The 14,419-nt window shown below is 33.6% G+C and carries 18 protein-coding genes; 6 read left to right on the top strand and 12 right to left on the bottom strand.

Annotated features, from left to right (window positions below):
• Positions 1–66: 66 nt before the first annotated feature.
• Positions 67–513: a YciI family protein gene (locus Q0049_RS05715; protein ID WP_298117514.1), complete on the bottom strand. Its 447-nt coding sequence runs from the start codon at positions 511–513 to the stop codon at positions 67–69.
• Between the two features lie 11 nt (positions 514–524).
• Entirely contained in the window at positions 525–1,421 is an 897-nt protein-coding gene (locus Q0049_RS05710) for an SDR family oxidoreductase (protein WP_298117513.1), read from the bottom strand.
• 120 nt (positions 1,422–1,541) lie between these two features.
• On the opposite strand from Q0049_RS05710, the gene Q0049_RS05705 reads away from it, so the two are divergent.
• The gene (locus tag Q0049_RS05705; protein WP_298117511.1) at positions 1,542–1,892 is read left to right on the top strand and encodes a helix-turn-helix domain-containing protein; all 351 of its coding nucleotides are present in this window, start codon (positions 1,542–1,544) and stop codon (positions 1,890–1,892) included.
• A gap of 498 nt (positions 1,893–2,390) precedes the next feature.
• Here the strand turns inward: Q0049_RS05705 and Q0049_RS05700 are convergent, their stop codons facing one another.
• Complete coding sequence (locus Q0049_RS05700) at positions 2,391–2,756, bottom strand: MerR family transcriptional regulator (RefSeq protein ID WP_298117509.1); 366 nt, start codon at positions 2,754–2,756, stop codon at positions 2,391–2,393.
• 104 nt (positions 2,757–2,860) lie between these two features.
• Here Q0049_RS05700 and Q0049_RS05695 point away from each other — a divergent pair, with 104 nt between their 5' ends.
• On the top strand, positions 2,861–3,673 hold the full coding sequence (locus Q0049_RS05695) for an SDR family oxidoreductase (protein ID WP_298117507.1): 813 nt from the start codon (positions 2,861–2,863) through the stop codon (positions 3,671–3,673).
• A 59-nt stretch (positions 3,674–3,732) separates the two neighbouring features.
• Here the strand turns inward: Q0049_RS05695 and Q0049_RS05690 are convergent, their stop codons facing one another.
• Positions 3,733–4,971, bottom strand: coding sequence for a site-specific integrase (locus Q0049_RS05690; protein ID WP_298117505.1), 1,239 nt, complete (start codon positions 4,969–4,971; stop codon positions 3,733–3,735).
• 972 nt (positions 4,972–5,943) lie between these two features.
• Here Q0049_RS05690 and Q0049_RS05680 point away from each other — a divergent pair.
• Genes Q0049_RS05680 through Q0049_RS05665 form a run of 4 tightly spaced genes read left to right on the top strand, consistent with a single transcriptional unit; the run spans position 5,944 to position 7,865 of the window.
• The gene (locus Q0049_RS05680; protein ID WP_298117501.1) at positions 5,944–6,702 is read left to right on the top strand and encodes a hypothetical protein; all 759 of its coding nucleotides are present in this window, start codon (positions 5,944–5,946) and stop codon (positions 6,700–6,702) included.
• Positions 6,702–7,097, top strand: a complete 396-nt coding sequence (locus Q0049_RS05675) for a DUF5675 family protein (RefSeq protein WP_298117499.1) — start codon at positions 6,702–6,704, stop codon at positions 7,095–7,097. Before Q0049_RS05680 ends, Q0049_RS05675 begins: the two co-directional genes overlap by 1 nt.
• Before the next feature lie 6 nt (positions 7,098–7,103).
• Positions 7,104–7,616: a hypothetical protein gene (locus tag Q0049_RS05670; protein ID WP_298117497.1), complete on the top strand. Its 513-nt coding sequence runs from the start codon at positions 7,104–7,106 to the stop codon at positions 7,614–7,616.
• A 21-nt stretch (positions 7,617–7,637) separates the two neighbouring features.
• Positions 7,638–7,865: a hypothetical protein gene (locus tag Q0049_RS05665; RefSeq protein ID WP_298117496.1), complete on the top strand. Its 228-nt coding sequence runs from the start codon at positions 7,638–7,640 to the stop codon at positions 7,863–7,865.
• 7 nt (positions 7,866–7,872) lie between these two features.
• Here the strand turns inward: Q0049_RS05665 and Q0049_RS05660 are convergent, their stop codons facing one another.
• From Q0049_RS05660 to Q0049_RS05625, 8 genes are all read right to left on the bottom strand, one after another.
• Entirely contained in the window at positions 7,873–8,031 is a 159-nt protein-coding gene (locus Q0049_RS05660) for a hypothetical protein (RefSeq protein ID WP_298117609.1), read from the bottom strand.
• A gap of 78 nt (positions 8,032–8,109) precedes the next feature.
• Positions 8,110–8,289, bottom strand: a complete 180-nt coding sequence (locus Q0049_RS05655) for a hypothetical protein (RefSeq protein WP_298117494.1) — start codon at positions 8,287–8,289, stop codon at positions 8,110–8,112.
• A gap of 23 nt (positions 8,290–8,312) precedes the next feature.
• The gene (locus Q0049_RS05650; protein WP_298117492.1) at positions 8,313–8,735 is read right to left on the bottom strand and encodes a hypothetical protein; all 423 of its coding nucleotides are present in this window, start codon (positions 8,733–8,735) and stop codon (positions 8,313–8,315) included.
• 1,428 nt (positions 8,736–10,163) lie between these two features.
• Positions 10,164–10,952 carry a hypothetical protein gene (locus Q0049_RS05645; RefSeq protein WP_298117490.1) on the bottom strand — a complete coding sequence of 263 codons (789 nt, stop codon included), beginning with the start codon at positions 10,950–10,952 and terminating at the stop codon, positions 10,164–10,166.
• 8 nt (positions 10,953–10,960) lie between these two features.
• The gene (locus tag Q0049_RS05640) at positions 10,961–11,242 is read right to left on the bottom strand and encodes a hypothetical protein (RefSeq protein ID WP_298117488.1); all 282 of its coding nucleotides are present in this window, start codon (positions 11,240–11,242) and stop codon (positions 10,961–10,963) included.
• A gap of 178 nt (positions 11,243–11,420) precedes the next feature.
• Positions 11,421–13,439, bottom strand: a complete 2,019-nt coding sequence (locus Q0049_RS05635) for a heavy metal translocating P-type ATPase (protein ID WP_298117486.1) — start codon at positions 13,437–13,439, stop codon at positions 11,421–11,423.
• Between the two features lie 3 nt (positions 13,440–13,442).
• Complete coding sequence (locus Q0049_RS05630) at positions 13,443–14,057, bottom strand: trans-aconitate 2-methyltransferase (RefSeq protein WP_298117484.1); 615 nt, start codon at positions 14,055–14,057, stop codon at positions 13,443–13,445.
• Positions 14,058–14,061: 4 nt separating this feature from the next.
• Positions 14,062–14,418, bottom strand: a complete 357-nt coding sequence (locus Q0049_RS05625; RefSeq protein WP_298117482.1) for a hypothetical protein — start codon at positions 14,416–14,418, stop codon at positions 14,062–14,064.
• Position 14,419 lies beyond the last annotated feature (1 nt).

The following is a 14,419-nucleotide window of genomic DNA, read 5'->3' as shown; positions in this document are numbered from 1 at the left end:
TTTAATTGTTTATTTTTTTTTAAGCTATACCAAAGAGTTGTGGGTATAAGGATATCTAGATTGATGTTAGTTATCCAATTTATGAACTTGACGAACTTCTACTTTTCCGTTCTCTTTAAAAATAGGGCACCCTTTTGCTATCTCTACAGCCTCGTTAATGTCTTTTGCATTAATGATAAGATAGCCATTAATCATTTCTTTGTCTTGAATGAAAGGACCATCTGTCACGACTTTACTTTTTCCGCTTACCTGTTTACCAGTGCGCTCAAGATTTTCACCCCCTGCAAGAATCCCTTTTTGACCAAGATCTTGCATCCAAGTTATCCATGATTGAATGTATTCTTTAGCTTCTTTTGAATTGGCATTTTGAGGATGAGTGTCACCACCTCTGAATACTAACATAAATTTCTCTGTTTTACCATCGTCTTTTGATTGTGCGTAACTACTAATCGTTGCCATGGTAATGATAGCTAACGTAAATACTAATACTTTTAGATTTTTCATTGTTTTCATTGTTTTAATTGTTAATTGTAAATATTTAATTCGTTAAGTCCAAAGTTTTGAAGTATACCATCTTGCACTTTGTTGGATGTGTCGTTAATTATTTCGGCAGTGCCACTCATCATTTTATCAACAACAGTTCGAAGTGGACGTTTGCCTTGAGGAAGGTTGATAAGGTTTAAAATAGCATCGGCTACATCTTGCGGTTTATTAGGAACATTTTCATCTGACATCATTAATTTAATACCATCAAAAAGAGCAATCATGATTTCAGTTGACTTTCCATAGTTTTCACTTAATGATATGTTGCCAGGTGTAAAACTTTTTTGAAAAATTTCAGTCGGAAAAGGACCAGGCTGAACAATTGCTACCTCTATACCTAAAGGTTTTAATTCATAAGCCAAATTCTCAGAGAGTGCTTCAACAGCCCATTTGGTAGCACCATAAACACCACCAAACGGAATGATAGTTCTACCAAGAGTACTTGATATTTGAATTATTAATCCGTCTCCTTGAGCACGAAGTACTGGTAAGAATGCATTGTTTACCCTTACACCACCAAAAACATTTACATCGAAAAACATTTTATAGTCTTCAATTGTAAAAGTTTCCTGAATTCCACCTCCATAAATACCAGCGTTATTTATAATGACATCAATGGCTCCATCTGTTTGTAATAGAATTTCTTTTTTTGCACTTTCAACACTTAAATCAGAGGTAACATCAAGGTCAACAACACGTATATCCAAAAGTCTTTCCTTAGCCCAATTAATTATGTCTTCTTTTTTAGCTCTGTTCCTACCTTCTGTATCCCGCATAGTTGCAAAAACTATATGTCCTTTTTCTGCTATTGCTTTAGCAGTTAAAAAACCAAATCCGCTACTAGCACCTGTTATTAGAATTTTTTGTTGCGTTTTCATAATTTTTTATTTTATATTTGTACCGCAATATTACATACTAATATTTTATTATAAAAGTAGTTTTATATATAAAACATAGTATTAAAAAACATACAAATACTGATAATCAATATTTTAAAAATGAAAAAAAAAATTATTTTTGATGAAAATTCTTGTCCGGTGACTGCAACTATGCACGTTATAGGTGGTAAATGGAAACCAATTTTGATAAATGCTATTTATCAGACTACTCCAGCAAGATTTGGTGAGTTAAAAAGGTCAGTTGTTGGAATAACACAATCTATGCTTACTTCACAATTACGAGAGCTCGAAGATGATGGTATAATCGCTAGAAAGATTTATGCTGAAATTCCGCCAAAAGTTGAATATACCTTAACAGAATTTGGTATGACTTTGAGTCCAATTCTTCAATCAATGGGCGAGTGGGGTATTAAATATAGGTTTAATCAAGCAATGAAAAATGAAAATTAGAAAACTCACCTATTAAATTATTTAAGTATGGCAATTAATTAAATTAAATTTAGAAATTTTTAGTGTAGTAAAATTACATTATAAGAACCAAAAAGGAAAAGACTATAATATATTAATTTAGTAAGTAAAATTTGAACTTTCCGGATAACGAAGAGCATCCACAATCTAATTATCAAATTTAAGAATGAGTATTTGTTCGTCCTTAAGATTTTAATCAAGTGAAGAGCCCTTTCTTTTGATGATTTTTAACAAATATTTCTTTTTATCTCTATCTGTATTTATTTGTTCATATAGTTATTTTCAGGAAAAACATATTAAGCTAAAATATTTAACAGTTTTGCTCTTTGAATTGCTATAGTTCCAAATTTATGCTCTGATTTAATTTCATTATCTGTGATGACCGGTATAGGTTTGCTTTGAAGATTGACAACACTTATTTTTTCTAATGTTTGACGTGTTACAAAACAATTAATTTAGAAGTATTGAAAAAACTCGTTGTTAACAATCCTTCATTTCAACCTCTGCTTTAAGAAATGCAATTTGTTTTTTAACGGCTCTTAATTCACTTATTCTTTCCTCGATTTGTTTTAGCTTAGAATCTAAAATAGTTATTTTTTTTTCTTTTGTAATCTGCTTACTATACCATGCATCTATAAGTTCTCTTATTTCAGATAAGGTAAATCCGACTGATTTGGCATCTCTAATCAGATCTAATTTATAAACTACTTCGTCATCGTAATAAGTATAGTTATTACTCTTAATATCTGTTCTTTTTTTTCCTGAAAATAGACCTGATTTCTCATAGAATCTTATTGTAGCTATAGGAATACCTGTTTCCTTAGAAATTTGATTTATTAATTTCATTTGATGTTAATCTTGTGTTAAATTCAATACCATGAACTATACTTCATACTTTATGGTTACAAATATAACATATACTTTTACAAAATAATTTAAAAAATAAAGAAATGAGTAAAACAATATTTATTACTGGTGCTTCTTCTGGTATAGGAAGATTAACAGCGATTTACTTCGCAGAAAGAGGATGGAATGTTGCCGCAACAATGAGAACCAAAGAAAAAGGTGATGATTTGTTGCATTATCCAAGTCTTCGAGTATTTGCTTTAGATGTTATGAACGAAAGTACTATTAAACAAGCCGTGAAAGATACGATAAGTGTTTTTGGAGGTATTGATGTATTGTTTAATAACGCTGGTTACGGGCTTGTAGGTGCTTTTGAAGCTATGAGGCAAGACCAAATTAATAAACAATTTGAGACAAATGTTTTTGGAGTAATGAATGTGACTAGAGCTATTTTACCGCATTTTAGAGCTAATATGAAAGGTATAATCATAAACACTACATCAATGGGTGGACTCATAACTTTTCCTTTATATAGCGTGTATCATGCTACAAAATGGGCTATAGAAGGTTTTATGGAGAGTCTACAATTTGAACTAAGACAATTTAATATCAAAGTTAAAAACATTGAGCCTGGTGCAATTAAAACGGAATTTGAAACTGCTATTGATTTTGTATCAACTAACGATTATGATCATTATGCAATCAAGGCACATCATAATATGTTAGACACTTATAAAACAGCACCAACAGCAGACGTAGTGGCTAAAAAAGTTTGGAAAGCCGCAAATGATAGTTCCTATCGTTTAAGGTATGCAGTGGGTGGTCAAGGCCCAATATTATTGTTTTTAAGATGGTTATTACCACTGTCATGGTTTACAAAAATGGTTCGTATTCAGGTTGAAAAAGGTATCAGATAGAAAGTATTTTCTTAATAAAGAAAGCTGCATTTAGTGGCTTTCTTTTAATGATTTTCTTTTTAAGGAACATTTCTTTTTAAGTTTACCTCACTAAACTTACTCATAATAATTTTCATATCCTCACTCACTTTTCTATCTAGTACTTTTGCGTAGTGTTGAGTAGTTCTTAAATTTTTATGCCCTAACATTTTACTTACTGATTCAATAGGAACTCCATTTGTAAGCGTTACAGTCGTTGCAAAAGTATGTCGAGCAATGTGAAAAGTTAATTCTTTTTCTATTTCACAAACTCCTGCAATTTCTTTTAAATAAGCATTCATTTTTTGGTTGGATAGGATAGGTAGTAGTTTATCCTCGTTATTACATTGTGGATGATTTTCATATTTATCAATTATCATTTGAGTAACAGGAAGGATTGGAATTTTGGAAGCACTTTCAGTTTTTTGTCTGTGAGTGAATATCCATTTCTCGCCATCAATTCCGTAGCTTATATGCGATTTTGTTAAGTTTTTAACATCTATGTATGCCAAACCTGTAAAGCAGCTAAAAAGGAAGATATCGCGAACTAATGAAAGTCTTTCTGTTTTAAAATCTTTTTCAATTATTGATTGGATTTCTGCTTCAGTGAGATAAACTCGTTCAACTTCCTTAACTTTTGATTTGTAGTTTGCAAATGGATTTTTTTCTAGCCAGTCATTGGCCAAACAAAGCTTGATAATTTTATTGAAGTTTTTAAGATATTTGACAGCTGTATTATTAGCACAGTTTCTAACGCTTCGTAACCAAAACTCATAATCGGTAATAAAAGCATGATCAATCTTTGTTATATCAATATCGGAAACATTGTATTTCCATTGCATAAACTCGATAGTATGTTTTAGTGAAGTAGTGTAGCGTTCTAATGTTCCTGGAGCGTATTCTTTTCCAACCAATTCTTTTATTTTGTTGTTGTGGTCTTGGAAGATAGGAACTAGCATTCTTGCTCTTTCATCAACTCCTAATAGTTTGCTCTTGATTGTTTCTGTAGTTACAGTTATCTTTTTATAGATCAGTTCCATTTCAGCATCTCTTATTTGACTTTTCAGTAAATCAAGATGGTTATTTATTGAACGCGCTTCTTCTGAAGTACCTTTAATTTTACCTGCTTCTGTGGACCATTTGGATATTTCTACAAATCGGTTTGTACTCAATTCGATACGCTTTCCGTTAATTGTAATTCTCGTGTAGATAGGAATTAAACCATTTGCAGCTGCTTTCGCTTTCTTTGCATAAAAGAGAATTGAAACTTTTGTTTTCATTGTGGTGACTTTTTTTGTTGTTATTAAATTTAACTTCAATATGACTAATCCACAAGATGTACAGTTTTTAAACTGGTTGTTGAACTGGCTGTAAAGCCTTGTGAATACTAGTCTGAAATAAAAATCGGTTACCCAAGATTTGGATTGTTTAGGGTAACCGATTTTATCCCTTTAGGTTCACGAATGAATGAATAATTTGATATGTGATAAAAAGAAAAACCCTTAAAATCATACGATTTTAAGGGTTTTAATTCAATTTGCTTTCCAGCTGGCGGAGAAAGAGGGTTTGCAACCCGCTCTCGTATGTCTTTATTTTATTGACCTTGCAATTTTACTATTTTAAAGTACCCCGAATTGTGCCCCTTATAGATTAATTCGATTTGTACCTTTTTGACAATTCAAATGTAATGAATTATCATTAATTGACAAAATTAGCAATGCTATTTTTTGAACTAGTTTCCTTTATTTTTAGTGGTTTAGCAGTCTTTTAGCTGTTCAATTTTCATCCAACTATGCAACGCACTACGTGTTCTATTTTAAGTCCTGTATACTCGCAAAATTCCTCAATAGAGATAAGTTGATGTGGTTCTTTATTTAGGTGCTTCTTTACCTTCAATAAATATAATCTTGCTTGAGCATATTCTTTTCCCATTATGCGTTGCACATCTTTTGGATATATACATACCCTTGTGCTGCTTGGTATCACTATTCTATAATTTAATGCTTTATCTATGCCTTTGACTAGGCTTTGAGTAAGCTTTATTATCTATCACAAAGCTAGGTAATTTCTGATTAATAGAACATATTAAAATAGTCGATTATGTGTGATTTTGTTTGGTTTAGAAATGAGAGTGTTTGAAATGTGGGTTTAATGATTGAACCTTTGATTAAATCATTCGGGATTTTGTTGCAACGATTAACGAAATGAAAGTGAGTTATGAAAATGAGTATTAAACAAAAATTGTTAAGATTATGGCTAGACAGAAAGGCATAATTAAACTAAAAGGTACTATCGGGGATATTACTTTTTACAAAACGCAGGATGGACACTTGGCCAGAGAAAAAGGCGGAATTGACGCTAGTAGAATTGCCAGTGATCCAGCGTTTCAAAGAACTCGTGAGAATGGCTCCGAGTTTGGTAGAGCTGGAAAAGCAGGGAAGCTTTTACGCACTGCTTTAAGACCATTACTTATCAATTCTGCAGATGGTAGAATGGTAAGTCGTTTAACCCAAGCTATGATTAAGGTTATTCAAGCCGATTTAGTGAGTGAAAGAGGTTTGCGTAACGTGATTGATGGAGAAGCTGAATTGTTATTTGGTTTTGAATTCAATATTCGTGGAAAACTTGGAACAAGCTTGTTCGCGCCATTTGTGGCAACAATTGATCGTGTTACTGGTGAAGTCTCTGTTGATATTGCTTCGTTTATTCCTGCGAATATGATTGCTGCTCCTAGTGGAACTACACACTTTAGAATTATCTCTGGTGGAGCTGAGGTAGATTTTGAAGCTGAAACGTTTGTTGTTGCTACTTCTGAAACAGCAATTTTGCCTTGGGATGCAACTCCAACAGCTGTCATTAACCATGTAAATGCCGTTACGGCTGCTAGTACAAAACCTTTGTTTTTGGCTTTGGGAATTGAATTCTATCAACAAATTAATGGTACTATGTATCCGTTGAAAAATGGCGCATTTAACCCATTATCGATTGCGAAAGTTGATAGTGGTGTGTAATGGTTTTATTACTCACCAGAGCTTATTTCCCTGATGGAGCAAATGGTAAACTCGAATGCGAAGGCAAATTCATTTGTAACACCATTGAATTGCCTTGGAAGATGAACGGAACGAAGGTTTCCTGCATTCCGGAAGGGAAATATTTTATTAGAAAGCGATACAGTGCAAAGTATAAATGGCATCTAGAATTGGTGGATGTGCCGAATAGAAAGTTTATTCTTTTTCATCCTGCAAATAATGCTCAAAAGGAATTGCAAGGTTGTATTGCTCCAGTGACAAAACTTTCTGGACCAGGCTTAGGTCTGATGTCCAGAAAGGCATTTATCAAGTTGAAAAACTTGGTATACAGTGCTTTGGATAGCGCAGAAAAAGTTTTATTAATTATTAAATCGTAAAAGATCATGAAAAATGTAAATGGCGCGGTGGCGCACAAATCAAGAATTTTAAAAAGCATTGTATTTGTAATGCTAGTTTTCATCACCACAATTACTGTTGGATGTGGAGATAATTCGCAAAAAGCTGTGGCCGATATTGGCGGTTCTCGTGCGCAAGAAATTCGGAAAGAATCAGCTTCCACAGATGATATTGGCGGTAGTAAAACCATTAAAGGTGAATTTACTACTGTAACCGATATTGGAGGTGGTAAAAATTCTAGTGGAGGACTTCAATTTTCAGAGGCAACTGCTACAACTGATATTGGAGGCAAAAGCACGAATGTGGGAAAAATGGTTTTTGCTGCTGTTGATATAGGAGGTAGAAATACTGTTTTGACAGGTAACATCTCAAGATTTGCTGCTTCGAATGCTGATATTGGTGGTGGAAGAGACATTATTATAATCAAATTCCACCCTGAAACTATCGTTTTCGATATTGGCGGAGGATGCAAAGCTACGACTACTGTTTTGCTTGTTTGAATCAATTAAAAGCATATAGTTATGAGATTGATTAAGAGAATACAAGCACCCACTCCAAAGTTTTTTAAAGTGCTTCGAACTATCGGACTGGTATTGGCCACAGTTGGAGGTGTGATTGTAACAGCACCGATTTTGTTACCTGTTATAGTAACAACAACTGCAGGTTATTTGACTGTGGCTGGTGGTGTAATTACAGCGGTGTGTCAGTTAACAACAACTGACGATGATACCCAATCGGAATCAGGATGAGTGTAAATCAACCTACCTTAATGGGTACAGCAGGAGGCACTTTACTCAGTTTGATGGCGACTATTGGTTCGTCTGATGTGATTAAAACCATTGTATTGGCTTCTATTGGAGCAACGGTAAGTTTTTTAGTATCACTGCTACTGAAGTGTCTTTTTAAGAAGCACAAAAAATAGTTTAGCCTTTTGTTGTGGTGACTTTTAGGTTAATAATGAAAGCCCGGTCGTGAGATCGGGCTTTTTAATTGCTAATTACTGTGGAATTGATTCAGAGCCACTTTTTCAATAACAACTTTTGCACTTGGCACATATAACCCATAATATTTTGCACAATCTTTTGCTTTTTCTCTTGAATCGAATACGCCGAAATAGATTCGGGAGTTTTTGGTTTTCCAGATGTCGGTTTGGTATAGGATGAATAGTGTCATTTTTATTGATTTTAGGATTAAACTTATCGATTGCAATAACGATGCAGTATCACTCTGCGTAAATCGTTGATAAGGCCTATATTCTGATGAAATTGCAGTTCCTTTTGTTCTAAAAGTTTAAGTGCCGCAATGTTTTTTTGGTGTTCTTCAAAATCATTCATTAACTGCTGGGATTTTAAGAAGAATTCTTTTCTAAAATCGTTCAAGCGCAAAAATGGGATTACGGAACCGCAAAGGTGAATGTGCCAGAATTTGGCTTGCCACATACTGTATGCGATGAAATAGAAGTTTTCGGTATCTTCGGCGTTTTCGAAAATGAGTGTAAAACAATTGGCACAGGCTTCTTTTAGTGGTTTACCGCTGTTCATTCCTTTGTTGAGGATGAAAATGTGAGGTTTGGCGTAGAGGGTGTCTTTTTTGTGGGTTTTGATGATAAAATTGGTCATGGCTTAGGATTTTTAAAGATTATAAAATCTTCTTTTCCTGCTTAGCTTCTGATGAAAACTCGGTGCCTCGCTATGCTCAGCACACACATAAATTTTTTCGCTAATTGTTTTTTTAATTGGAAGCGAAGAATAATTCATTTCAAAAGAAAAAAAGAAAAAAAAGAAAGCCATATGTAGAAGTGGTAGGTTTCAAATAAGCAAGTTTTTTAGAAAAAATACTACCCGACTTTCCTTAATCCGAGTTGCTTTGCAAGATGGGATTGCTTTATTGCGCTAAGCTTCATTCACAATGACGTGTGAGGGTGGAGATTTTTTATAAAACCCGAAGGGCTTGAACTTGCTTATTTGAATACCTGGAACGCATCTTTGCTCTCTTTTTTTTATTTTTTTATTTTGAATTGATTTCCCAAATTTTAATGAAAGTATTTTTCAATCGAACGCTGGGCGTCGGAGAAAGGGTGTACAATAGTTGAGTGGCTTTACAGTTTTTCAATCGGAGTTGAGGGTTTGTGCCACCATACTATTTTACACGCTTTCTTTAGTTGGTTTTTGGGGATGCTTTTTGAGTCTTCAGTGGTCGGTAGTCAGTATTCAGCTTGGTTTCTTTCGAGATATTGAAGCATCGCCAAAAAGCAATGCATTTTACTTCCTAGTGCGAGGTGGCAGTAGCGGGGGCAAGGGTATTACTTTTTATTTGCTTTTTTGGATGTGGTGATTGCTTTTGTGATGGATAGATGCCTGTTTGTTAGTTGACAGTCGCAGTCTCAGTTTTCAGAGTATTTATTGTTGAGAAACGGTTTGGCATTTAGCCATCGTGAAAGCAGTTTAAATTATTGCTTCTGGCAAATAAAAAGAAATACTCTTGCTGGGGATTTGGTTTTATGGACAGCTTTTTTAGTGTTCAATATTCTGTGTCAGTGTTCAGTTAGGATTAGTTTGAACTAGGTAAGCTGTGCATAAAAGCAATGCAAGGACTACCTATGTATGTACAAAGTAGCTAAGATAGTTGCGCTATGGTTTATAATGGAAGTTGAAGTTAGTTTGGAGTCAACTGAAATAATAGCTGTGTTTGTGGCGGTGGCGAAGGGTGGTTTTTTTGATAGCTGACCTAATTTAGTTAGCCTTCTACTGCGCTCAGGATGACATAGCTTGAGATAGTTTACTGCTATCAAAAAAGTTGCCCTAGAGCCACTGCCTTGTGCGCTGGGTGCGCGGCTTTTTTACATAATGTTATTATAGTGCATCCCTATGTTACATGAAATAGATAGTGCTTCTTTATGCACTATAATGCCACATTATGTAACTAAGCTTTGGGAAAAGTTTTTGTTGCCTTGTACTTTTTTCTTTCGGAGTAATATATTTCTGGCATACAAAAACTTTTTGGAGCGTTGGGAAGGAGTGGCAACTGAAAACCAAAAATGTTATCTTTTACACTTCTCTTTTGTGTTTCCAATCGCAATTTTCAGAAAAGATACTTGGATTGAAATATATTTTATTTATGATATCTAAAAGTTTATTAGATTTCAAAAGCCCTCCACAATGTTTTGGTTCTGTTGCTATTGTGAAACCACACAATCTTTCAAATATCCATTCTGTTAAAGGATTACCTATTGAAAGTATATTTTGCATTTCTTCTTTTTTCATATATGTGAATTTTTTACCTTTTCCATTGTAAGGATTATTTAAGGTAAAAAAGTCTAAATCTATATCAAAATATACTTTGTTTTCATCAGAGACTAACAAACAATCTTCTAATTCTTTATGTGTTTTAAACTTCTTAATCTTATGTTTGTTACCCTTTATATCAATAAGTTCTTCATCTTCCCAATTACTTTCAAAAGTACCTTGTCGGCAGTGAACATAAATATCTCCAATAATATTCAGATATGCAGCAGATAAAATGTGACCGTCATTATTCCCTGCTAATTTTGCCCAACTAAATAAAGCTACTTCGCCATCATTTGATTGATCAAGTTCTGATAACCATCTCTTTTCTGTTTCACACGGATAACACAAATCTTGATGCCAATCTAAGCTTACTAAACAAGGTGGTTTACAATCTGTATTTTCTCTAGTCCATTTTAACCAATAAAAAAAAGCATATCTGTGTTCTTGAAAAATAGCTAACTCAGTAACTCCTCTTTTTAAAAATGGATGAGATAGAATTTGTTTAGCAGAACCTGGTGGAACTATATAGTGAGGATTTCTAAATTCCATTGTTAAATTTATTGATTTGATAATGTTATTTTAGTGATAACAGAGGTTAGTGTAATATTTAACCAAAACTGCCAATTTTCAAAATTTAAAACAACTAAAATTAATGAGATAATGAATATTATATTTAATGAAATAAATGTCTTTTGATTTATCCTCTTTTTTATCACTCTCTGTTTAGGAGAAATTTTCAAAACTCTCATTCCAAAGTTTAATAAGCTTTTTGCTTCACTATCAATAATTGCCCAACCAATTGAGTTTGAACCAAAATCAAGACCTAAAATTTTACTCATTTTTATTAATTTAAATTAGTATATTGTTTTTACAAAATTAGCGAAATGAAGCAAACAAATAATTGATGCAAGGAATACTTGGACTAGGAGCAATTTTTGTGCAGCTGAATGATATAATGATATAAAAAAAATGCTTACTTTTTTTTTTTTTTTTTTTTTATATATAATTTAATTAAGTTTAGAACTTCATTTTTTGTATCCTCACAGCATTTAAAATAGCAAGTAAAGCAACACCGACATCGGCAAAAACAGCTTCCCACATAGTTGCTAAACCACCTGCACCGAGAATTAAAACAATGCCCTTTACAACAAATGCCAAAATAATATTTTGCCAAACGATTTTTTTGGTTTGCTTACCAATGTTTATAGCCATTGGGATTTTACTTGGCTTATCATCTTGAATAACCACATCGGCAGTTTCTATTGTAGCATCGCTGCCTAAACCACCCATTGCAATACCAACATTACTCAAGGCAACCACTGGAGCATCATTTACACCATCGCCTACAAAAGCAACTGTTTCATTCTTGGCGGATATTTCTTTGACCTTATTGACTTTATCTTCGGGTAGTAAATCACCAAAAGCATTTGAAATACCTAACTTTTGAGCAACAAATTGAACAACAGTATTTTTATCACCACTTAACATAGTCGTTTTCACACCTAATGCTTTTAGTTTATCAATGGTAATTTGTGTATCTTCTTTGATACTGTCTGCAATGGTTAGATAACCTACAAATGTATTATCATACGCTACGGCAATTAGCGTGTAAACAATGGTTGTTGGATCTATATTATACTTAATTGAGAATTTATCCATTAGCTTAAAATTTCCAACTAATAACTGCTTTTCGTTTACGATTGCTTTTAATCCGTGTCCTGAAATTTCTTCAACTTCTTGTAATTGAATTGAGTTGTCTATAGTACCAACAAATTGATGAATGGCTGTAGCAACCGGATGTGTACTTTGACTTTCAAGAGCGTTAACCATTTGCAAAATTTCTTCTTTATTGAAGTTAGAATTAAAAACTACTTCCTGCACTTTAAAAACGCCTTCGGTCATGGTTCCTGTTTTATCCATAACTACATTTTGAATAGTAGCAATGACATCTAAGAAGTTGCTTCCTTTGAATAGAATACCGTTTTTTGAAGCTGCTCCAATTCCGCCAAAATAACCCAAAGGAATGCTAATAACTAATGCACAAGGACACGAAATAACCAAGAATACTAAGGCTCTGTATAACCAATCACTAAAAACGTAATTCGCAATAAAAAGCATGGGAACAACACAAATAAGAATTGCGAGTACCACAACTATTGGTGTATATATTTTTGCAAATTTTCTAATGAATAATTCGGTTGGAGCTTTTTGGGCTGTAGCATTTTGAACCAACTCTAAAATTTTACTCAACTTACTATCAGTATAAGCCGTAGTTATTTTTACTTGAGCAACCGTATTCAAATTGATCATTCCTGCCAAAACAGTTGCGCCTTTGGATTTTGTATCAGGTTTACTCTCGCCTGTGAGCGCAGCTGTATTGAATGAAGCAGTATCAGAGAGTAATTCACCATCTAAACCTAATTTTTCACCTGGTTTAAGTTGAATAATATCTCCGATTTTTGCCTCAGATGCTTTGATTGTTCTTGGGATATTATTTTCTACAATGGTTACTTCATCAGGTCGTTGGTCTAATAGCGTTTTGATATTGGCTTTTGCTCTTGTTACGGCTAATGTCTGGAACACCTCGCCAACCGCATAAAATAACATTACAGCAACACCTTCGGGATATTCGCCAATAGCAAATGCTCCGATGGTTGCAATGGACATTAATAAAAATTCTGAAAAAATTTCGCCTTTACGAATGCTTTCTAAAGCTTCTTTTAAAACAGGAAAACCCACAGGCAAATAGGACACAAGATACCAACTCATTCTTATATATCCTTTGAACCAAGATTGAGGGAAATAATTATCAAAGCCAATGGCCAATAGTAATAAAACCAATGAAGCAATGGCAGGAAAAAACAGTTTTACAGTGCTATCGTTGGTTGAGTGACTATGTTCGTGACCATCGTCATCAGCATGTGCTTGTTCTGTTGAACAACATCCAGATTTTTCATTAGAATGTTTATGTATTTTCTCTTCTAAAGTGCAACAAAGCTGTTTGCCATTCTCATCATATTTGTGTTGATGTTTCATAAATTATTTCTTTTTAAATCCGCAGAATTGAAAGTTTTGAATGGTATCGAAAGGCGTTTTATGGTCTTCGGTAAAACATCTCACCACTTCGAAATTTTCTTTGAATGTTTCAGTCATTTTACTTTCTGAGTATTGCGTTATTTCTAATCCACTGCATTTTAATGGTCCGTTTTCTGAAAATGTCCCTAATAAAAAATGTCCCTGATTGTTAATGGCATTACCAATAAGTGAAACATATTTGTTTATACCTTCTTTAGTTGTAAGAAAGTGAAAAACAGCTCTGTCATGCCAAAAATCAAATTTGATTTCCGGATTAAATTCGGTTATGTCAGAAACAATCCAATGAACCAAATCGGCTTTGCTACCTAAGCGTTTTTTTGCTTTTTCTAATGCGAATTCAGAAATGTCAAGTACAGTGATGTTGGAGTATCCTTTTTCTAGTAAAGCATCTACTAAATTACTATCACCACCGCCAACGTCAATTATAGTTGACGTTAACGGCAGGTTTAGTGTTTCCAAATAATCGATTGATGTTTTTGGATATTTTTGTGTCCAACTTACTTCATTTGGATTTTTGTTTGCAAATACATTTTCCCAATGGCTTTTTTGATTTTCCATAAGATTAGGCTTTACAGCACCCATCTAAAGATGCAATTCCATCAGCAGTTGCTTTAACATCATCGGCATCATAACCTAATTTTGCAATGCCTTCTTTGATTTCCTTTAAAGTGGTTTTCTTTGGATTGTAATAGATGGTAAAAGTCATTTTCTTATCATCCAGTTCATACATTTTAACGCCTTTGATTTTAAGCATTTCGGTATTGAATTTTAATCCGCAGGTTTCGCACTGTTTACAGTGGTCGCAATGCAAAGTAGTTTTAATTACCGCTTTGGCATTGTTTTTTTGTGCTATAGCGGAATTAGAAACAAATAGCATTACTGCAAAGCAAAAAATTGATTTTAAAATTGTAGTTCTCATA

This window comes from Flavobacterium sp., assembly GCF_027484205.1.
Taxonomy (GTDB): domain Bacteria; phylum Bacteroidota; class Bacteroidia; order Flavobacteriales; family Flavobacteriaceae; genus Flavobacterium.
The sequence above is the reverse complement of the archived record's forward strand: the minus strand, read 5'-3'. Positions and strand labels throughout refer to the sequence as shown.

Bases quoted from the DNA above. Each gene is read 5' to 3' on its own strand.
- Q0049_RS05625 (WP_298117482.1), bottom strand. From the start codon at position 14,418: ATGAGAACTACAATTTTAAAATCAATTTTTTGCTTTGCAGTAATGCTA.
- Q0049_RS05655 (WP_298117494.1), bottom strand. From the start codon at position 8,289: ATGACACTATTCATCCTATACCAAACCGACATCTGGAAAACCAAAAAC.
- Q0049_RS05690 (WP_298117505.1), bottom strand. From the start codon at position 4,971: ATGAAAACAAAAGTTTCAATTCTCTTTTATGCAAAGAAAGCGAAAGCA.
- Q0049_RS05670 (WP_298117497.1), top strand. From the start codon at position 7,104: ATGAAAAATGTAAATGGCGCGGTGGCGCACAAATCAAGAATTTTAAAA.
- Q0049_RS05635 (WP_298117486.1), bottom strand. From the start codon at position 13,439: ATGAAACATCAACACAAATATGATGAGAATGGCAAACAGCTTTGTTGC.
- Q0049_RS05710 (WP_298117513.1), bottom strand. From the start codon at position 1,421: ATGAAAACGCAACAAAAAATTCTAATAACAGGTGCTAGTAGCGGATTT.
- Q0049_RS05650 (WP_298117492.1), bottom strand. From the start codon at position 8,735: ATGACCAATTTTATCATCAAAACCCACAAAAAAGACACCCTCTACGCC.
- Q0049_RS05665 (WP_298117496.1), top strand. From the start codon at position 7,638: ATGAGATTGATTAAGAGAATACAAGCACCCACTCCAAAGTTTTTTAAA.
- Q0049_RS05645 (WP_298117490.1), bottom strand. From the start codon at position 10,952: ATGGAATTTAGAAATCCTCACTATATAGTTCCACCAGGTTCTGCTAAA.
- Q0049_RS05715 (WP_298117514.1), bottom strand. From the start codon at position 513: ATGAAAACAATGAAAAATCTAAAAGTATTAGTATTTACGTTAGCTATC.
- Q0049_RS05680 (WP_298117501.1), top strand. From the start codon at position 5,944: ATGGCTAGACAGAAAGGCATAATTAAACTAAAAGGTACTATCGGGGAT.
- Q0049_RS05630 (WP_298117484.1), bottom strand. From the start codon at position 14,057: ATGGAAAATCAAAAAAGCCATTGGGAAAATGTATTTGCAAACAAAAAT.
- Q0049_RS05675 (WP_298117499.1), top strand. From the start codon at position 6,702: ATGGTTTTATTACTCACCAGAGCTTATTTCCCTGATGGAGCAAATGGT.
- Q0049_RS05705 (WP_298117511.1), top strand. From the start codon at position 1,542: ATGAAAAAAAAAATTATTTTTGATGAAAATTCTTGTCCGGTGACTGCA.
- Q0049_RS05640 (WP_298117488.1), bottom strand. From the start codon at position 11,242: ATGAGTAAAATTTTAGGTCTTGATTTTGGTTCAAACTCAATTGGTTGG.
- Q0049_RS05700 (WP_298117509.1), bottom strand. From the start codon at position 2,756: ATGAAATTAATAAATCAAATTTCTAAGGAAACAGGTATTCCTATAGCT.
- Q0049_RS05695 (WP_298117507.1), top strand. From the start codon at position 2,861: ATGAGTAAAACAATATTTATTACTGGTGCTTCTTCTGGTATAGGAAGA.